The sequence below is a fragment of the Microbacterium sp. RU1D genome (assembly GCF_900156435.1).
In the GTDB taxonomy this organism is placed as follows: Bacteria; Actinomycetota; Actinomycetes; order Actinomycetales; family Microbacteriaceae; genus Microbacterium.
Genome location: NZ_FTPQ01000001.1, coordinates 1,052,772 through 1,069,729 on the forward strand (window position 1 = coordinate 1,052,772; position 16,958 = coordinate 1,069,729).

14 protein-coding genes are annotated in these 16,958 nt (G+C 61.7%); 5 read left to right on the plus strand and 9 right to left on the minus strand.

Features of this window, described 5'->3' with window-relative positions; all coding sequences use genetic code 11:
• Position 1: 1 nt before the first annotated feature.
• Both B0B15_RS04685 and B0B15_RS04690 read left to right on the plus strand, forming a co-directional pair.
• Positions 2-478 (plus strand): VanZ family protein, encoded by a 477-nt coding sequence (locus tag B0B15_RS04685; protein ID WP_076673664.1) that lies wholly within the window; start codon positions 2-4, stop codon positions 476-478.
• Complete coding sequence (locus tag B0B15_RS04690; protein ID WP_076673665.1) at positions 475-2,034, plus strand: hypothetical protein; 1,560 nt, start codon at positions 475-477, stop codon at positions 2,032-2,034. The genes B0B15_RS04685 and B0B15_RS04690 overlap by 4 nt, the downstream gene beginning before the upstream one ends.
• On the opposite strand, the gene B0B15_RS04695 is transcribed toward B0B15_RS04690, so the two are convergent.
• On the minus strand, positions 2,003-3,535 hold the full coding sequence (locus tag B0B15_RS04695; protein ID WP_076673667.1) for a glycosyl hydrolase: 1,533 nt from the start codon (positions 3,533-3,535) through the stop codon (positions 2,003-2,005). The genes B0B15_RS04690 and B0B15_RS04695 overlap by 32 nt on opposite strands.
• 106 nt (positions 3,536-3,641) lie before the next feature.
• Here B0B15_RS04695 and B0B15_RS04700 point away from each other — a divergent pair, with 106 nt between their 5' ends.
• The 3 genes from B0B15_RS04700 to murB are packed head-to-tail and all read left to right on the plus strand — an operon-like array spanning position 3,642 to position 7,012.
• Entirely contained in the window at positions 3,642-4,649 is a 1,008-nt protein-coding gene (locus B0B15_RS04700) for a glycosyltransferase (protein ID WP_218123538.1), read from the plus strand.
• A 7-nt stretch (positions 4,650-4,656) separates the two neighbouring features.
• Positions 4,657-6,003, plus strand: a complete 1,347-nt coding sequence (locus tag B0B15_RS04705; RefSeq protein ID WP_076673672.1) for a UDP-N-acetylglucosamine 1-carboxyvinyltransferase — start codon at positions 4,657-4,659, stop codon at positions 6,001-6,003.
• Between the two features lie 19 nt (positions 6,004-6,022).
• Entirely contained in the window at positions 6,023-7,012 is a 990-nt protein-coding gene (gene murB / locus B0B15_RS04710) for a UDP-N-acetylmuramate dehydrogenase (protein WP_076675174.1), read from the plus strand.
• Between the two features lie 6 nt (positions 7,013-7,018).
• Here murB and B0B15_RS04715 read toward each other — a convergent pair whose 3' ends face one another.
• From B0B15_RS04715 to B0B15_RS04750, 8 genes are all read right to left on the minus strand, one after another.
• Complete coding sequence (locus tag B0B15_RS04715; protein WP_076673673.1) at positions 7,019-8,011, minus strand: glycosyltransferase; 993 nt, start codon at positions 8,009-8,011, stop codon at positions 7,019-7,021.
• Positions 8,011-9,036, minus strand: coding sequence for a glycosyltransferase (locus B0B15_RS15980; protein WP_176776566.1), 1,026 nt, complete (start codon positions 9,034-9,036; stop codon positions 8,011-8,013). The genes B0B15_RS04715 and B0B15_RS15980 overlap by 1 nt, the downstream gene beginning before the upstream one ends.
• Positions 9,037-9,107: 71 nt before the next feature.
• Positions 9,108-9,887, minus strand: coding sequence for a polysaccharide pyruvyl transferase family protein (locus tag B0B15_RS04725; RefSeq protein WP_076673679.1), 780 nt, complete (start codon positions 9,885-9,887; stop codon positions 9,108-9,110).
• A gap of 25 nt (positions 9,888-9,912) precedes the next feature.
• Positions 9,913-11,373: a lipopolysaccharide biosynthesis protein gene (locus B0B15_RS04730; protein ID WP_076673681.1), complete on the minus strand. Its 1,461-nt coding sequence runs from the start codon at positions 11,371-11,373 to the stop codon at positions 9,913-9,915.
• The gene (locus B0B15_RS04735) at positions 11,370-12,785 is read right to left on the minus strand and encodes an O-antigen ligase family protein (protein WP_083708867.1); all 1,416 of its coding nucleotides are present in this window, start codon (positions 12,783-12,785) and stop codon (positions 11,370-11,372) included. Before B0B15_RS04735 ends, B0B15_RS04730 begins: the two co-directional genes overlap by 4 nt.
• The gene (locus tag B0B15_RS04740; RefSeq protein WP_076673685.1) at positions 12,782-13,522 is read right to left on the minus strand and encodes a glycosyltransferase family protein; all 741 of its coding nucleotides are present in this window, start codon (positions 13,520-13,522) and stop codon (positions 12,782-12,784) included. Before B0B15_RS04740 ends, B0B15_RS04735 begins: the two co-directional genes overlap by 4 nt.
• Positions 13,523-13,561: 39 nt before the next feature.
• Positions 13,562-15,877: a fibronectin type III domain-containing protein gene (locus B0B15_RS16175; protein WP_176776567.1), complete on the minus strand. Its 2,316-nt coding sequence runs from the start codon at positions 15,875-15,877 to the stop codon at positions 13,562-13,564.
• A 510-nt stretch (positions 15,878-16,387) separates the two neighbouring features.
• Positions 16,388-16,942, minus strand: a complete 555-nt coding sequence (locus B0B15_RS04750) for an arsenate reductase/protein-tyrosine-phosphatase family protein (RefSeq protein ID WP_176776568.1) — start codon at positions 16,940-16,942, stop codon at positions 16,388-16,390.
• Between the last annotated feature and the right edge of the window lie 16 nt (positions 16,943-16,958).

Genomic DNA, 16,958 nt, shown 5'->3' on the forward strand with positions numbered 1-16,958 from the left:
CGTGCGTCACCTGTTCGCCTGGACGGGTCTGGGGCTCTGCCTCGCCGTCGTGCTGGCGGCCACGTTGTCGCCGACACCCATCGACCAGGGATACGAGAGCGCCATCGAGCGCGTCCTGTCGATCCTGCATCGCAACGGTGTTCCGGAGTGGTTCGGCTACCGCTGGCTCGAGTTCTCGGCGAATATTGCCATGTTCGTCCCCCTGGCGTATTTCCTCTCCCTCGTCTTCCCGACGCGATTCTTGTGGCTGGCGCTGCCCCTCGTGCCCGCCCTGTCGGTCGCGCTCGAAACGCTGCAGTTCTTCGTGCTGCCGGCGCGCTTCGCAACCGTCAACGACGTGATCGCGAACACCGTGGGGGGCTGGGTGGGAGTCGCCGCGGCGGCGCTGACGGTGGCTGCCGTTCATGCGCGGGACCGGCGCGTGCTGCAGAAGTGGCGTCAGCGAAACGTCGTCGGTGTTTGCGAGTCCGTCGGATGACGCGCCTGACCGTGCGCCTCGCGCTGCTCACGGCGGCGTCCGCCCTCATCGTGAGCCTGGCTGCCTACGTGCCGATGATCGTCAGCGGTCACATCACGCGTGACTCCGGAGTCTTCCTTTACACGGGAATGGCCGTCTCGCGCGGGGGAATGCCCTATGTCGACTCGTGGGATCACAAGGGTCCGCTTCTCGCGGTGATCGAGACCCTCGCGTGGCGTCTCGGGGGCGGCATCGTCGGTGCTCCGATCCTGGAGGCGCTCGTTCTGTTCTCGGGGCTCACCGTCGCGGGACTGATGTGGTCGCGGTGGATCCGCGCGTGGGCGCCCGTTCTCGTCCTCTTCGTCGGCGTGACCTATCTCGGCGTGTTCGAGGGCGGCAACTTCACGGAGACGTGGTTGTTCCCGTTCCAGCTCGTCGCTTACAGCTTCATCGCCGACACAGCGCTTCGCTCGGGCCGGGAAGCCCCCACCCGAATCGTCGTCGGAGCGGGCCTAACGATCGGTCTCGCCGTGTCCGTCGGGCTGTTCACCCGCATGAACAATGTCGCGGGCCTGCTGGTGCTGGCGGGTATCTGCGTCGTCTTCTTCCGGCGGCGCCTCGTCTTCTCCGCCTCCGTCGTCGGCGTCATCGCGGTCGTCGGGATCGCGCTCACCCTGTGGCTGTGGACGGGCGACGCTTTGCGCGCGGCAGTGGACCAGTACGTACGGTACAACCTCTTCTACTCCGAGGGCACGGCCCTGGGCGAACGCGTCGCCTCGTTCGCGATGCTGGCCCAGCTGCTCGTCGCGGGCGCGATTGTCGGCGTGGCACTCGTCATGTTCAGCGCCGCCTTCATGACGCGAACGGTCGCGACGGGCACGTGGTCTCCGGCCATGTCCGTCCTGGTCGTCTTCTTCGCGGTCGGAGCGATTGACGCGCTCTCGCAGATGGCGTCTGGCCGGCCATATCCGCATTACCTCGTCGTGGCGGTCGCCGGCTTCACGGTCGCGGCTGCGGCAGCCGGAGCCGAGGTGCAGCCGGCGGTCGGGGAGTGGTGGCGACGCGAGAGGCGTGCTCGACGCCGTACGATTCGGGTCGTCGGGATCGCTGCTCTCGCCGCGTTCGTGCTGTCGAGCTCTGGCGCGACCGCCCTGCAAGGACTCCGCACCACGCTCGGCGCCGGAGTCTTCATCGCAGGCTCCTATCAGGCGCAGATCGTCGACCGTGTCCTCGCGGAGACGAGCCCCGACGACCGTGTGCTAGTGCACGGAGCCGAGACGTGGATCCTTGCGGCCTCGCAGCGGCTGTCGCCCACCGCGATCACCTATTCTCTGCCCGTCGAGCAAGGCTACGGAGGTCTCCCGGCGCAGTACCTGGCAGACGTGATGGCCTTCCCCCCGGCGCTGATAGTGGAGTCTCCGCTGTCCTGCGGGATTTCGATCGCATGTCCGGTAGAGAAGGCTTACTTCGCGGGCTTGGCGCCGTGGGTGGTTTCGTCTTACGAATTAGATGGGGAGGCGGTGGGGTTTCGGTTCTGGCGTAGTCTCAATCACACAACGTCCCGCCCCTTGGGTTGACGGACGTCCATTCCATTATCTTCTCTGCTCGCCTCCGCACCATGGGGATGAATGAGGCGACCGCGAGGAGTATGAGGAAACCCACCGCCGCAAGAGCGCTGGTTCCCACTAGTCTTGCGATCTCCGCGGCGGGGTCCCGATAGGTGAAGGTCTGGGAGGCGACCACAGCCTCGCCGGAGGAATTCGTCACCGTCACTCGAACGACGCCTTCCGGGTGAGGTGGGGTCAGGACGGAAATCGCGTCCTCGTGCCTCAGTGGCTCGATCTTCGCATCGACGATATTTGCCAGATGCGGGCCCGCGTAGTAACCGCCCGAGACTGCCTGCGCAAGCGCCTTGGAGGATTTTACATCGCGAGACAGATCAACGTCCTTGGTATTCATGAAATAGAGAATTGCCCTGATTTGCGGAAACTTCTTGGGTAAATCGATGGCGTAGGTTTTGGTTAGAAAGTTGCTTCTGGTCGTGCTGGATCGAAAACTCGCGGTTCCTAGTTCAGCGATCATAATGGGCTTTTTTGAGAAGGAGGAAACCTGCTTCAGGCTCGTCTCGAATATCGCCGAGAAGGACATGTTCGTACCTCGATTGTACCCGTCCAGACCAATCCAGTCGACATAGTCGTCTCCCGGATAGAAAGACGAAAGAGGCACGTTCGCGGTTGCGCCCGACGTGCGCTTTACATTCGGGCACCACACCCACGTGACATTATTCGCGCCTGTCTCCCGGAAGATGTCGTGTATGTGCCTCCATGCGGCGATATAGGAAGAGCGCGACGACCCTTTCTGCACATTCCATGGGTACCAGTCCCCGTTCGCCTCGTGCATCGTTCGAAGAAAGATAGGTATCCCCGCCGCTTTAACTTCTCCGGCAAACTTTTTGATGTAGTCGTCGTACGACCCCTCGGCGATCTTTTTAAGGTCGTACCCGCAAAGGGATCGATAACGCGCGCAACTTTCTTTGTCGATGTAGGTGGGGTTCCAGGTGAGCATCGGGATGACACCCTGAGCGTCCACCGACTCCACCCATGATCGCGGAAAATCTAAGAAGTCAGCGGCCGAGTCGCCTGACCATCGCGAGAATTTGTTCATTACAGAAACCTGCCGTCCAGCGATCTTCTGGAAGTGAGGATTCCCAGACCCATCGGTCGCCCCGAAGTAGACGGCTGGGCTATTCTCGACAGGCCCGACGTCGGTCGAGGCTGCATTTCCGAAGGACACGGACATGGGCTGAGTCAGACCTGAGCCCGTGATTGTCAGGCGTTGCCCTCCGGAAAGCAGGCCGGTGGACGCGGACAGCGCATCGACAGTGAATGTGGGCGCCGTCGCCGGCGACGACGTTGGAGCTGGGGAGCCTGCTGTCAGGACAAGGGCGGCAGCGAAGAGGGCAATCGGCGCGAGTCGGAGTCGGGTGAGTGTGAGGAGGATACGGCCGATCGTCCCCGCCCCCGGTTCACCGGAGGCGGTTGGGAGATGTCCGCTGTATGAAGATCGCGTGTCTGTCACGTGTGAATCCTGGGCCTTCTGCGGCGATCGGACGAAGGCATTTGTGGAGGGGTTGATAGTCTACGAAGGTGGGTGGGGCATCGCCCGCTCGTGGAGAGGGTGCACAGTGGGTTTTCGGCTGCAGGAAAAGCTCTCGATCAACGACCTGCGTCAATCTTCCACGCCAGTCAAAGCCTTGTTAGCAGCGTCGACCGGGGGCCACCTGGCGCAGCTCGTTAGGTTCGAGCGCTCTTGGAACACTACGGGCGATTCGCTGTGGGTGACCTTTGATACCCCTCAAAGTAGGTCGTTGCTGGAGGGGAGGCGAGTAATTTTTGTGCCTTACGTCAAACCTCGCGACATTGCAGGGGCTTGTCGCGTTGCGCGCGGCATGTCGCGGCTTCTTCGGCGGGAGCGTTTCGATATCGCGGTGAGCACAGGCGCTGCGCTTGCTATGGGCGTGCTTCCCGTGGCCGCTGCACGGGGAGTTCCCGCTAGTTACCTCGAGAGCGTGTCTCGCGTGGAGGGACCCTCCCTAACAGGGCGACTTCTGAGCGCGTCCCACCTCACAGAACTGAACACTCAGCACCGGACGTGGTCTGGCGGGCGTTGGAAACAACACCCCAGCGTTCTCGCGCAGTTCGCGCCCGCACCTCGTACGCGAAGCGGAGACGGGCCGCTGAAGATCTTCGTCACTCTCGGCACGATCAAGCCGTACCGCTTCGATGCAATGATCGACGCGATGTTGCGCACCGGGTTGGCAAACTCATCGACCGTGTGGCAGCTCGGAGAGACGTCGCGGTCCGACCTCCCGGGTCGCGCCGTGCCCGAGGTATCGGCAGATGAGTTCCGTTCGTTGGCGCTTGGTGCGGACGTTGTCGTCACCCACGCCGGTGTGGGAACAATACTGAACCTATTGGAATGGGGAGTGCACCCCGTAGTGGTTCCGCGGCGACGCATTCGAAATGAGCATGTCGATGACCATCAGCTCCAGATCGGGCATCTCGTCCAATCTCTGGGAGTTGCGCAGGTCGCGGAGGCTCCTGAGCTTCAGGCGGACCAGTTACTCGCAGCCGCAGAGCTGACAAACGTTGAGCGGCCGTCGACGACCGCTCCCAAGTTGGTGGGGGAATGAGGATCGAATGTATGCAGTAGTAGATGGTGGCACGGCGCCGGCCGGACACGTGCGGGTCAGTGGTGCAAAGAACTCTGCGACTCGACTGCTGGCCGCAGCTTTGCTGTCAGACGAGACGGTCGAACTGGGTAATTTCCCGACCAAGCTGGTGGACGTAGGCCACAAGGTGAGTTTCGCGCGGAACGTGGGGGCGACGGTAGAGGTCGACCACATCAACGAAATGGTTGCGGTCAATGCGGCGAGTCTCACTGCGGGCGTGCTGACGCGAGACGAGTACGACCTTCCGATCCGTACAACCTATTTGCTGGCCGCGGCTCAGTTGCTCCGTGAGGGGATTGCTCGCATCCCTTATCCGGGCGGATGCCCGATTGGTGGCGGGACGTCGGGTTCCCGGGGATACGACCTCCACATAATGGTGTGGGAGCGGATGGGTGCGTCGGTACGTGAATTGGAAGACCACATTGAGATTTCCGCGCCCAAGGGCATGGTAGGAGGTGAGATCAATTTCCCGAGCTCGACCGTGGGTGGGACTGAGAACGCACTGCTCTGTGCTGCGGTAGCGCAAGGTCGGAGCTCCATCCTCAATGCGTACATCACCCCGGAGGTCAACGATCTGATCGCGCTACTTCGCCGCATGGGAGCGTCCATCACCGTATACGGGTCGAGCCACATCGTCGTAGACGGTAGGGGATCCGCGCTCAACGGAGCTCGCATGGACGTGATGAGCGATCGAATTGAGGCGCTGACCTGGATTGTGTACGCGATTCTGTCAGGCGGGAACCTCACGATCGAGGGCGTGCCATTCGAGTCCATGGAGGTTCCTCTCATTCACATTGAGCAGGCGGGGATCGACCTCTTCAGGAACTCGAACTCCGTCCATGTCACGCCCGAGTGCTTGCAATCTGGTCGGGTTGAACCTTTCGAGTTGGCGTGTGGTGCGCATCCCGGCGTCATCTCGGATATGCAGGCTTTCTACGTCATGCTGGGGCTCGTGGGCTCGGGTACATCCCGCATCTATGACTACCGGTACCCCGAACGAATCGCCTTCGTTGGTGAGCTCGCGAAGCTAGTTGACGGCGATCACCTCGCAGCAGAGCGAGGCAAAATTACGGTTCAAGGGCCAGCGCGGTTCATTCCCGGCGTCGCCAACTCCACGGATCTCCGCGGCTCGATGGCGGTCGTTATGGCCGCATTGTGCGCACCGGGTCGTTCGGTCATCCAGAACGCGCAGATGGCGCTGCGGGGCTACAACGATCTGGAGGCCAAGCTCCGTCGGCTCGGATCGCAGATTGCCGTGTATGAAGACGCGCCCACACCGTCCCAGGTTGCCGACCTGCTCGCTGCACGTGGTTGACGACACGGACGACCTGCGGATGGATCTGGCGGCCATACGGGGCGTCAAGATCGCATTTGACGTGTCACTCGCCGGGATCTCGCGATGGGCAATCGGAGGTCCTGCACGCGCGGTGGTGAGTGCGGTCACGGCAGAAGGGGTCGAGCAGACACTAAGAACGATGCGCGATCGTCGAGACCCGTTCCTCGTTGTGGGCGAGACTTCGAATCTGCTTTTCGACAGCGAAGGCTTCGACGGAGTAATTTTGCGAGTCGGACGTGGGTTTGACCATTGCGAGATCCAGGAGACGACCGTACGTGCCGAGGCCGGTATATCCATTCCACAGTTGGCGCGGCTGACCGCGGATGCTGGGTTGTCCGGGCTCGAGCACACAGTTGGCATCCCCGGGACTCTCGGGGGACTCGTCACTATGAATGGCGGTAGTCAGCGTAGGGGCATTGGCTCGCACGTGGGACGAGTCGTCTACATCGATTCCGACGGCCGTCGAGGCGAGCTTTCCCAGGAAGAGTGTCGGTTTGCCTATCGCAGGTCTGTACTCCAGGAAATGAATGTCGTCGTCGTCGAGGTGGACCTGAACCTGGATCGCGCTGATGCCGCGGTGGTTCACCGGTCAATGGACGCCGTCGTCGAGTCCCGGCGGTCGCGATTTCCGGAGCACCTTCCGAATTGTGGCTCGACTTTCTTGTCCGACCCGGAGATGTATGCCACCGTGGGCCCCCCTGGCCGTGCAATCGAAGACGTCGGTCTAAAAGGCTTTAGGCGGGGTGGCGCGCAGATATCCGAGCAACACGCGAACTTCATCGTGAACACGGGGGGCGCAACTTCCGACGACGTCCTCTGGCTCATCGCAAAGATCCGTCGCGATGTGATGCAGGCAACCGGATTCGCGATGGACTGTGAAGTTCGATACGTCAACAAACAGGGCGAAGTTTCCGCGGCCCACGAAGCCGCGCAACAGCGTTGGCCCGGCGGCACGTCAGGAGGCGACTCGCTGCCTGCGCACGCGTAGGCGTGTCTACCTCGCCCCAGCCGCGCGTGTCATGCCGACCGCTCTCCGAACGAGCGGCGTGAATAGGCGTGCCGGCTTTGAACCGTAGATTCGCGCGAACGTTTGAAGAACGATGCGCCTTGGTGTCGACGTCATGCTGGTCCGCGCGAGTCGTTCCCCCGCTTCAGGCGAACCAAAGATTACGAGCCGGAGGACAGCTTGTATGACTTTCTTCTGCACATCCGGGTCGTCGGCAGGAACCACCGACTCGGGCCCATTCTCGCGAATTGATTTGAGAGCCTGGTTCATTTGTGCACTGGGCATCAGTGCGAGCCTTCGAGCCGACAGAGAGTAGCTTGCGTGGCGGATGATTTTTGCTGGGTCGTAAGAGACGCCGTCGAATTGCACGTGACGCCGGTAGAGAGGCTCGGGCACCGTTGCAAAGCGGAAATCCCGGGCGATTCGTAACCAGAGGTCGTAATCCTGCGCGAAGGTAAACTCCTCGCGGTACCCGCCGGCACGCTCGAGAGCGGAGCGCCGGATCATTACCTCGCCGTGCGAGAACTTGTTACCGTGCAGGAGTGACTTCAGCGTCATGTCGTTGGCGTCGGGGCGACGGAGTCGTTCGGTGCCGAGGTCATCCTGGACGTTGTAATACCAGCCCCCTACGACACCCACCTCCGGTCGGGCGTCAAGAAGCGCGCTCTGAAGCTCCAGCCGACGCGGCAGCGAGGAGTCACCGGACCCCTGGATGGCGATGTATTCGCCGCTTGAGCGCGAGATCGCATCGATTAGCCCTCGCACGAAACCCTGATTCTGCGCGTGCGTCACGAAGGTGAACCGCTCATCATTCAGTTCTGCGGCTTTCTCCAGCAGACGCTGCGCGGTGCCGTCGCGAGACGCGTCGTCAAAGACGATCAATTCGAAATCGGTCAGCGTCTGCTTCATGATCGAGTCGATTGTGCGATCGAGAAGATGCGCGCGGTTGTAAAATCCTGTAATGACTGAAACCTTGGGCATTATCGGCTCCTTGTGAGATCGCGAAATACACCGGCATAAGCAGACGCGACCGATTGCCAGTCTCTGTCGATGAGTCGCGGCTGAGTGCTTGGGTCCAACCCTCGGACGTTGCGCAATGCGCGTTCGAGCTCCCCGCCGGTGAGCTCGCCGTCCATCATTTGCACCCACTGCGCCCCTGTCTCTGACGCGAGTTCCTCCATCAAGCAGCTGCGATATACCAGGACGGGACGCCCTAGGGATAGCGCGACCATGGCGACGCCCGAATTGCCGTTGCCCGCGTCCTGATAGGGAAGGGCGACAATTTCTGCTCGCGTGATTTCTTCTACCATCTGCTCGTCGCTGACGCTCCGCAGGTCTGTTGTCACCTGGGCTGTGCCATCGTAATCGGTGAGCGCTTCCTCAATAGCCGACCTCATATCCTTCGTGGGCGAGCCGACGATGCGCACCTCGACACCGGCATCAGCGACTTCTGAAGCCGCCTGTATGAGCTCAAGGGCGCCCTTGTAGGGATGGATTCGGCCGAACAGTAGCACCCGGCCCTCGACGCGTTGTTCCCGTGCTACGTCAGCGAAAACCTCGACGAAATCTCCGTGGGGAATGAGCTCACGCGTCGACGGATTGGTGACGGGTGTGCAGTTGCTCATCACGACGTGCTTACGCACAAGCTTGTCGAGCGCTTGCAAAAGCCGCTTTTCGCCTGCGTCGCCCGCATCGTGCGGTTTGACATTGTGAACAGTGCGAACAACTGGGGTGCGAGTGAACCGAATGCGAGCGAGGAAGGCCCGGAACAAGAACCTCTTGATGATCCGTCGCGCGCGCGAGGGGTCTCGTAAGTAAAATTCCGGCCAATGCACGTGCGCAACGTCATAACGACCAAAGACGGCTCGTGACCACGAATGGAAAGAAAATGCTATGTCTTCCGGTGCGTATCGAACGATCTCATCGATGAATTTTACGGTGGCGCCGGGACCAGGTACCGCTTCGTAGACACGGATGGTAGGACGGCCGATCGGTGATCTGCTCACTAAGGGCGCTCTCTTCGAGGGGGTCGAACTATTCGGCATTCTGCGCGGCGGCGCTCCTGAGAAGGGGTCGGTCATGTGTTTCCATGCCATAGATCGGCGGGGAACGCTTCGAGAAGCGCCGCGTCGTCGAAAACGGGTGGTGATTCACCTCCCATTGCCATCGCCTCCTCTACCGAAGAAGCTGCCGAGTAGTTAGGACGCCCTGTACCCCCGTAGTAGTCGTCGTACTTGAATGCAGGCTCCGCGGTCGAGCGGACGAGTCTTGCAGGGATCCCGAGCGCCTCCGCCAGGACGATGCCATGTAGCGAAGAACCGCACACAAATTCACTGCGGGCAATCTTCCCGATGATCTCGTGCGGCTCGCCGAGGGGGTCGATAACGTTGGAGCCACGGTAGCTCGACCGCTCATTATGGTTCGGCACGACGGATACGGGCGTCAGTAGTTCGCCAGTTAGATACGATTCCCGTGGCCACCAACGTGCCCAGAGGAGCGCCGGATCGCCGAACACCGTCGGCACCGAAACCCCGGCCTCTCTCAATGCCTCCGCCGTGCGGGGCCCGCGGACGGCTCGAACATCAAGGTGGGGCGCGGCGCCGAGGCTCATCGTCTTTCCATTGATACCCGACCCCCAGACGACATCTCCAGGCGCGGTCAGCCTCATGATCGACCCGACGCAGGCGAGACGCTTGTGCTCCGCGGGCTCGATCAGACCGCGCTCGGCTACTATCCGGTCCACTATCAGTGGGCCGAGGAGGTCGCCGAAGTTGTTGAGGGGGCGTCGCGGAAGAATTCTCCCGAGCAAGCCGGGTCGACGTCGGCGGGGATTGAAGTGGACAACCTCCACAGTCATTCCGTTGAGCCTCCTTTATTGAGCATCAGAACTTCCTTTGGACAATCCTGCGGACGTCGTGGAAGTAGTCCCTGTTCAGCAGCCAGACGCCCAGACCGTAGATGAGTGAGACGAGCGCGACGTTCAGACCTACGAACCCGATGGGAGCCGACGACGCGAAATCTGGCCAAACCACAGCGAGGATGACTGAAGGGATAATCGCTATGACTGAAGTAAGGAATGGCCTGAGCCACTGCCCGAGGTACTTTCTTGGGGAGACGCCGACGTTCCGTTTCAACGTGATCAATCGCATCGGCCAGTACAGGTACTGACGAGTCGTAACGGCGATCGCGACGGCCATGACTCCCCAGGGTACTGCTACAACCACGAGCACGACGCCCAGTACAGCCTGCCCGAGCGTGAGAAGGAACGCCGCTTTCGCTTTGCCGATTGCGATAAGGACGCTGCGATCGAAGTAGGCGACGGCATTGAGAGCACCCAGAAGGGAAAGAACTTGGAAGAGGATGACACTGGGGCCCCACTGGCTTCCGAAAATAAACGGAATCATGACCGGCGCGGTGACAAGCGCCAACGCGAAAATGGGTATGGCTGTCGTACTGCTCATGCTCGTGAGTTTGTAGAACCACGCCAGGAGTCGGGGCCGGTCATGTTGTAACCGGGAGAACGTCGTCAGGGAGGCGCCGGAGAAAACTGCAGAGAATAGGTCGACCATGATGGCGACGACTCGAATGGCGAGGTAGTAGTAGCCAACTGCTTCCGGGCTCAGGGCGGCGCCAATGAGAAGTCGATCCGCCTGCGAGTTGACCAAGCTCACGAGCTCCATGCCAATGATGCTGGACCCGACTGCCCAAAGGTGTCGCAGAGCAGTAAGGCTGAAGCTCAAGGACGGACGCCAGCTGCTCGCGAGCCACAGCGTCACAAGCGAGACGGTGGCCGTGACCAGGGTCTGCAGGACCAGACTCCACACGCCGAGGCCTGCGAAGGCGGCGATGACCGCGGCAACGCCTCCGGTGACTGTCCCCGTAAATCTGCGGATCGCGAGTGCGCGAAAATCGAAGTTGCGTTCGAGCAATGCTGCCGGCGTCGAGGCAATTGCGTTGAGCACCAGTGCGATGGAGGACAACTGAATGACCTGAGTCAGCGTGTCTCCGCCGTTGAAGATAGCGCTGACGAATGGGGCGGTGAGTGCGACCAGCGTGCCCAGAATCAGCGAGGAGATGAGAGAGACCCAGAAGCTGGTAGTGGGGTAGACGTTGGGTAATTCGGAGCGCTGAACAAGGGCACGCGCGAACCCTTGATCCGCGAAAACCGCTACGAAGGCAAGGAACGCCGTAGCAATTGCGACGACGCCGAAGTCGGCCGGAGTGAGTAGCCGACCGAGCACCGTGAGTATGACGAGACTAGTAAGGCGATTGCTCCATTTGTCAGCGGCAACCCAGCCAGCACCGGATACCGCTTTTCTTCTGAACGCAGCGTCGTCCCTCACGCGAAGCGCCCCTTTGTCTGGATGGCATCGGTGAGTGACGCGTCTCCGATGCCTTCCGGTGACGGTTTGGTGGCTGCGCCCCCCCATGCGAGAAGGAGCACCAGGCCGCCTAGGACGAGGGACCCCCCGCTCGTTTCCAAAATGTTGAAGAAACCGATGGAGAAGGCATAGGCGGCGACCGCTCCGAGTCCCACCAAGGAGCCGGTCCGGAATGCCCAGAAAGCGCCGCCAGCAAAGATGAGACAGAAGATCAAAAGCCCGGGGAGGCCCACGCTGATGAGGAGTTGCAGGTACGCGTTCTCAATGATGGTCTCGCGCACGTTATACGGCTTGGCAATGATGAGTGAGTTTCCCGGCCCGCCGCCGAGCCAGCGATCAGCCTCGGCCGCTCGCATGGCGATCGAAACGATCGCGTCGCGGGCTGCGGTCGAGCCTGCGGCTTCGGAAGAATCGATTCGGTCCTGAAAAACCGGGGCCTGGGTCACGCCGATCGCGGCCGCGCCGACGATCGCACCCAGCGTCACCCTGGTCACCCCACTCAGTCTGGAGCGGGTGACCAGGCTGGCAATGATCATAACTCCGGAAGCGATGGCGACGGCCCCGATGCTGTTGCGGGAGACCGTCGTGAGGAGCCCGAGCAACGAGAGACCCGCGACGACGAGGTTGAACCTGCCGCGTGATTCTAGCTTGCGACCGAGGGCGATTGAGAATGCGATTGCGAAGAACAGGCCAGCGTATAGGGGGTGCCCGAGGGTGGCATAAGAGCGGTAGACGGACCAGTGCTGAACATCGGGAATGCCGAAGGTCGCGAGGATGGGCTGGACCGGGTTGAATTGAAGAGCGAACTCGATCATGCAGTAGGCCGCGAGGATGGCCGCACACGTCAGGAAGGCGCGTTGCACATTCTCGACCGTTTTCCTGGTGAAAGGAACGAACAGTGGAATCAGGACGAGAACGGCGAAGTCCAGCATCCAAACCAAGGATGTGGGGATGACCCGATTGAGCAGCATCACAACGATGAGCCAGACAATGAAGACAACGGCCAACACTCGGGCCGCCGCGGGTGCGCGAAAGACCTCTTTCGGGTGGGTGCGCCGACTGTAGGAACGAATCGCCCACACCAGCAGCACGATGAAGGAAGGTGTGAAGACATCCGTGATGCTTTGCAGGGCGAGAAACGTCCGCGGAATAAAGATGTACGCGACGAGCGCGACCGCGGGCAGCACGTCGACAGGAAGTAGGAACGTCATCAGGCCGGCAAGAGCGAAGACTGTCAGCGCGATAACGAGGGGATGGCCCACGCGCGACGCAAGCATCAACGCTCCGAACGTGAGGGCCAAAGCGGCGATGGCGACAAAAGTCCCGGCGCCGGCCGTGAGCCATTTTTGCTGACGGTGGGCCGTCATGCTCATCGCGCGATGGCGAGCGCCGGAAAGGCAGCTCTGGCCGCAGACTCGACCTCGTCGAGAGCCGTCAGGAATTGATCATCCCGTCGCTCCGGTTGCCTCTGAAATTTCAGAAGCTGACGCGCTCCTACCCTCTTCAGAAGTTGATATTGCGCCTCGCGCCAGGGGGACCTCTTTAAAAGCGGGCGGAGCCGACCGGTGTAGTGCCGGATGTAGTCGTCCAGGTCGGGCTCGTTCGTATTGTTCCACCGGGCCTCCAGGGGCGAAACGCCACCGTGCACGCGGTTTACGTAGATCACATTCCCGTTCTCGTACTTGAGAGACGCGCGGTCTTCCTCGGGCACGGGCTCTGTCACGCTGTCGAGTACACGACGGAAGAACTCGATGGACTGGTCTGATCGACGAGCGATCATGACACCTGAGTTGACTCGGCCGCTCCGCCCCTCCGCCATGAACACATCCCCCATGTGGCCACGGAGATTCTCTCGGAAATCAGGTGCGTCGCGACGCACCTCGCAATCTGCATCTATGTAGATCACCCAGTCGTAGCCCGCTTCTAGTGCGTGCAGCATCACGGGGATCTTGAGCCATGCGCTCAGGGCTGTGTTCGACACTCGAGCGGGCTTGGTGATGGCCACGAACTGGGCATCGAGCCGCTTGGCGTAGGCGCGCTGGCTCGCGATGCAGGGCAAAAATGCCGTCGCGTACCCGTTCTGGGCGATAGTGAAAATGAGCGTTCTCATTGATGCGTCCCTGATCGAGAGGGCCGAGCAGCAGGATGGTCACTTCTGGCAGGATGATGCGTTGCTGCGAAGGGAGCCTGACCTCGGCGCGAGGTTCGTGCAATCTACGACGTTACCCGACCCGTTGCCGAGAAAAATCGCGTACTGGCCCGAGGGGACCTGCATCGAGTTACGTGCGAGGAAATTGTTGCTGCCGTTGCCTGAGACCTCGCCCTCCATCACGATGACGCCGGACCCCTTTGCGTTGCTACCCACGTTGTCCGTCACGAGATAGTCGTTTCCCTTCACCGCCAGCACGTTGGTGACGTCCGTCAGGGCGGCGCCGTCCAGGATGTTCCCGCGGATGATGCCGGAGGTTGTGCCCGGCTTCGCCTCAATCGGGTCGGCGGTGGTGCCCCTGATGTCATTCCCGATCACCTGACTGAGCGTCGTGGCGTCAGGCCGGCAATCCAGCAGCTCGCACCAATTCTGCGGCGAGGTGCCCAGGTAGACCCCCTCGCCGTAGGTGGCGACCGCCCGGCCCGTATTACGGATGGCGTTGTACTGCACGACTGTGGAGACCGAGTTGTAACGAACCTTGATCGCTTCCTCGCCTATTTCTCTGATGTCCAAATCCGCCACGCTGGTCGAGGTGGAGCCGGTGACGACTACGCCCTTTCGGAAGTTACGGATGCTGAACCCAGCGACGTTGACGTTCGAGACGTCCTGGAGCAGGACCCCGTTTTTGGACTGCAAGTTACCGTTGTCGAGGATCGCCGTCTTCGGGCCGCAGATCCATATCGGAGCTTCCGCGGTGCCGCTTCTGGCGACTGTCACCCCGCCTCTGTAAGTGCCCGGGGCGAGACGGATCACCGTTCCGGGTTTCGCGGAGGCAATCTCGCTTCGGAGGGCGGTCAGCGTCGAGACCGTCTTTCCGCCGGAGGGGCAATCGGACGCACGCGTCGGCGGGTCCACTGCTGCTGGCTGAGTGCGCGTGACTGCGGTGCTTCGCCCAGACACATTCCCGGACGTGTCCACGGCGGTGATGGAGAACCGATAGGACTCGCCGTAATCCAGGCCAATGTCAAGGAAGCTCGTCTCCGTCAGCAGGCTACCCACTGTGATTTTGTCGAACGAGCCGGATCCTTTGGCTCTGTAGACCACGTACCCCGCGAGATCGCTAGTGGGGCTCGAGGCCCACTCGACCAGAAGGCCTTCGCGTTGGGCGGTGACCTTCACACCGGATGGGACGGGGGGCGGGGTTGTGTCTACCACCCGGATGGCATCGAGGGAGATGTCCTTACCCTTGGAAGCGGAATTCTGCGCTCCCGTCCTCACGACGCGGAGGCGATGTGTCGCATCCGACAGCCCTGACACCGAGTAGAGAGTCTGCTGATGGATCTGGTCTTTGCTGTAGAGGTCGATCGTTGCGGTCTTGGCGCCGTCGATGTAGATGTCCGCCTTGCCGAGCGATGGGCCCTTTCTGCCGATCCACTGCGCGCCGGTGCCGGTGAATAGAATTTGCGCGTAATTGCCAATCGCTTTTGCGTTCGCGCTACCGCGCGCAGAATCGGAGGAATGCACGAGGTCGGTCCAGGTTCCTACACGGTCAATGAACGCAGAGGTCTCTTCGTATAAGCCTGACGGGGCAGCGCTCGAGGACGCCAGCAGGATTGGTTCTGCCGAGGCGGCAGTCGATTCCAAACCAGTACCGTCTATCGCGGTCACGGCGTATACGACATTGACATCAAGGCGAGCATCGGGATCATCGAATGACTGGGTTGACGCGGGCACGGACGCAATCGATTCTGTTGACTCACCGTCTACGGTGCGCGACACGCGATACTCATTGACGTTGGATGTCGTCGAGGGGGACCATGTGGTCGTGACTACCGCCGCGGAACTCGTCACATTCACGTTTGACGGGGCTTCGGGCCCCTGGCGGGCAGCGACGAGGAGGGCGTCCAAGACGATGTCGTTCCCCCGCGAAGCCGAGTTTCGGGTCCCGGTGCGGGTCACAGTCAACGTGTGGGTTCCGGCCGCCAAGGTGCCCGAATCGAAGACCTCCTGTTGCTGGGCTTGCACCGCGCTGAAAAGATCGACCTGGGGAAGCGTCTTTCCGTCAAGCGTTAGGCTCGCGATTCCGAGTGCCGGTCCCGTACGGGCAATCCACTTGACCGAAGCGCCATCGAACGTCATTTGCGCTGTATCGCCCGTGATTTTCGCAAACGCGGTGCTTCCGCCGCTGTCTTTAGAATTGGTGGTTGTTTGCCATGTTCCGTTCAAGGAGACAAGGGGGTTCCCGTTCTCCCACCGGCCCGGCCCGGCCACGCTAGTGGCGGCCGCCGTCTGCGAGCCGGCGGTGCCGTAGCTCACGGACGCTGAAGCGTTCGGCGCCTCGTCTATTGGCCCGGTAGTCGATGGCGGTGTGGTGGCCGTTGAGTCAGGTGTATTTGTGGATTGTTGCCAGGTTGCAGAGCTGCCCGTCGCCGATGCCGCAGAGATTGTCGGTGTCTCCGCGACGGCCGGCTGCGCCGAAAGTACTAGCGCTCCCGCAGTAACCAAAGTCGTAAATGTCAGTACCGCACGCATCAGCTAGTTGCCCCCACCTGTATGTACGAGGAGGCTAACAGTACGTCGGGCTGGAAGGCACACCCGCTACCAATTTGCGTCGTTCGATAGCTGATGACCGCGTCTCTCATTCGGTCCTCTGTGGCCAGCTCTTCAATAACTGCGCACATTGGCGGACATGGCGAGGCAGCGCGCCGCAGTATAGGTGGTGGCCTGCAGCTCACAGAAGGGCCCGCCGTACGTCCCTCCGGGTCGTCGTTGCGATTCAGTCACCTAGAGTCCGCGCATTGCGCTGAGGTTCGTCCGCGTAGCGGGTCAGCGGGTCGAGACGGCGCGGGCGCCGGCCAACAGATAAGCGGCGACGCGGTCGGCCGCGGGGGAGAGCTCGGAGAACGACCGCGCGTACGTCTCGTCCGAGCGGCGGTAGGGGTCGACAATGTCGAACTCATCCGGGCTCGCCGGAGGCGCGACCGTGCCGCGCAGCGCCGCTGCGTGACCCACTGCGGCGCGCATTCCGTCTTCGGGCGTCTGCGCGCCCGATGCAGCGACGGCCTGCGCGAGACCCGGTTCCAACTCGTCGGCGATTCGAGCCAATTCGCGCAGAGTGAAGGCGCGGCGCATCGCCGCCGGAAGCGACTCGACGATCAGACGACGGTGCTCGCGTGACATGGCGACGATCAGGTCGGCGCCGCGAATCATCCCGACTTCGATCTGGCGAGCGCGATGCGCTGTCGTGTCGACACCGCGCGTCGCCGCAAGCTTCTGCGCCTGTTCGGGCACTCCGCTTCCGGCGAGTGCACCTGTTCCGGCGCTCTCGACCCGCACCTCGCCGACGGCGCGCAGCGCGTCGGCGAGGATGAGCTCGGCCACAGGTGAGCGACAGATG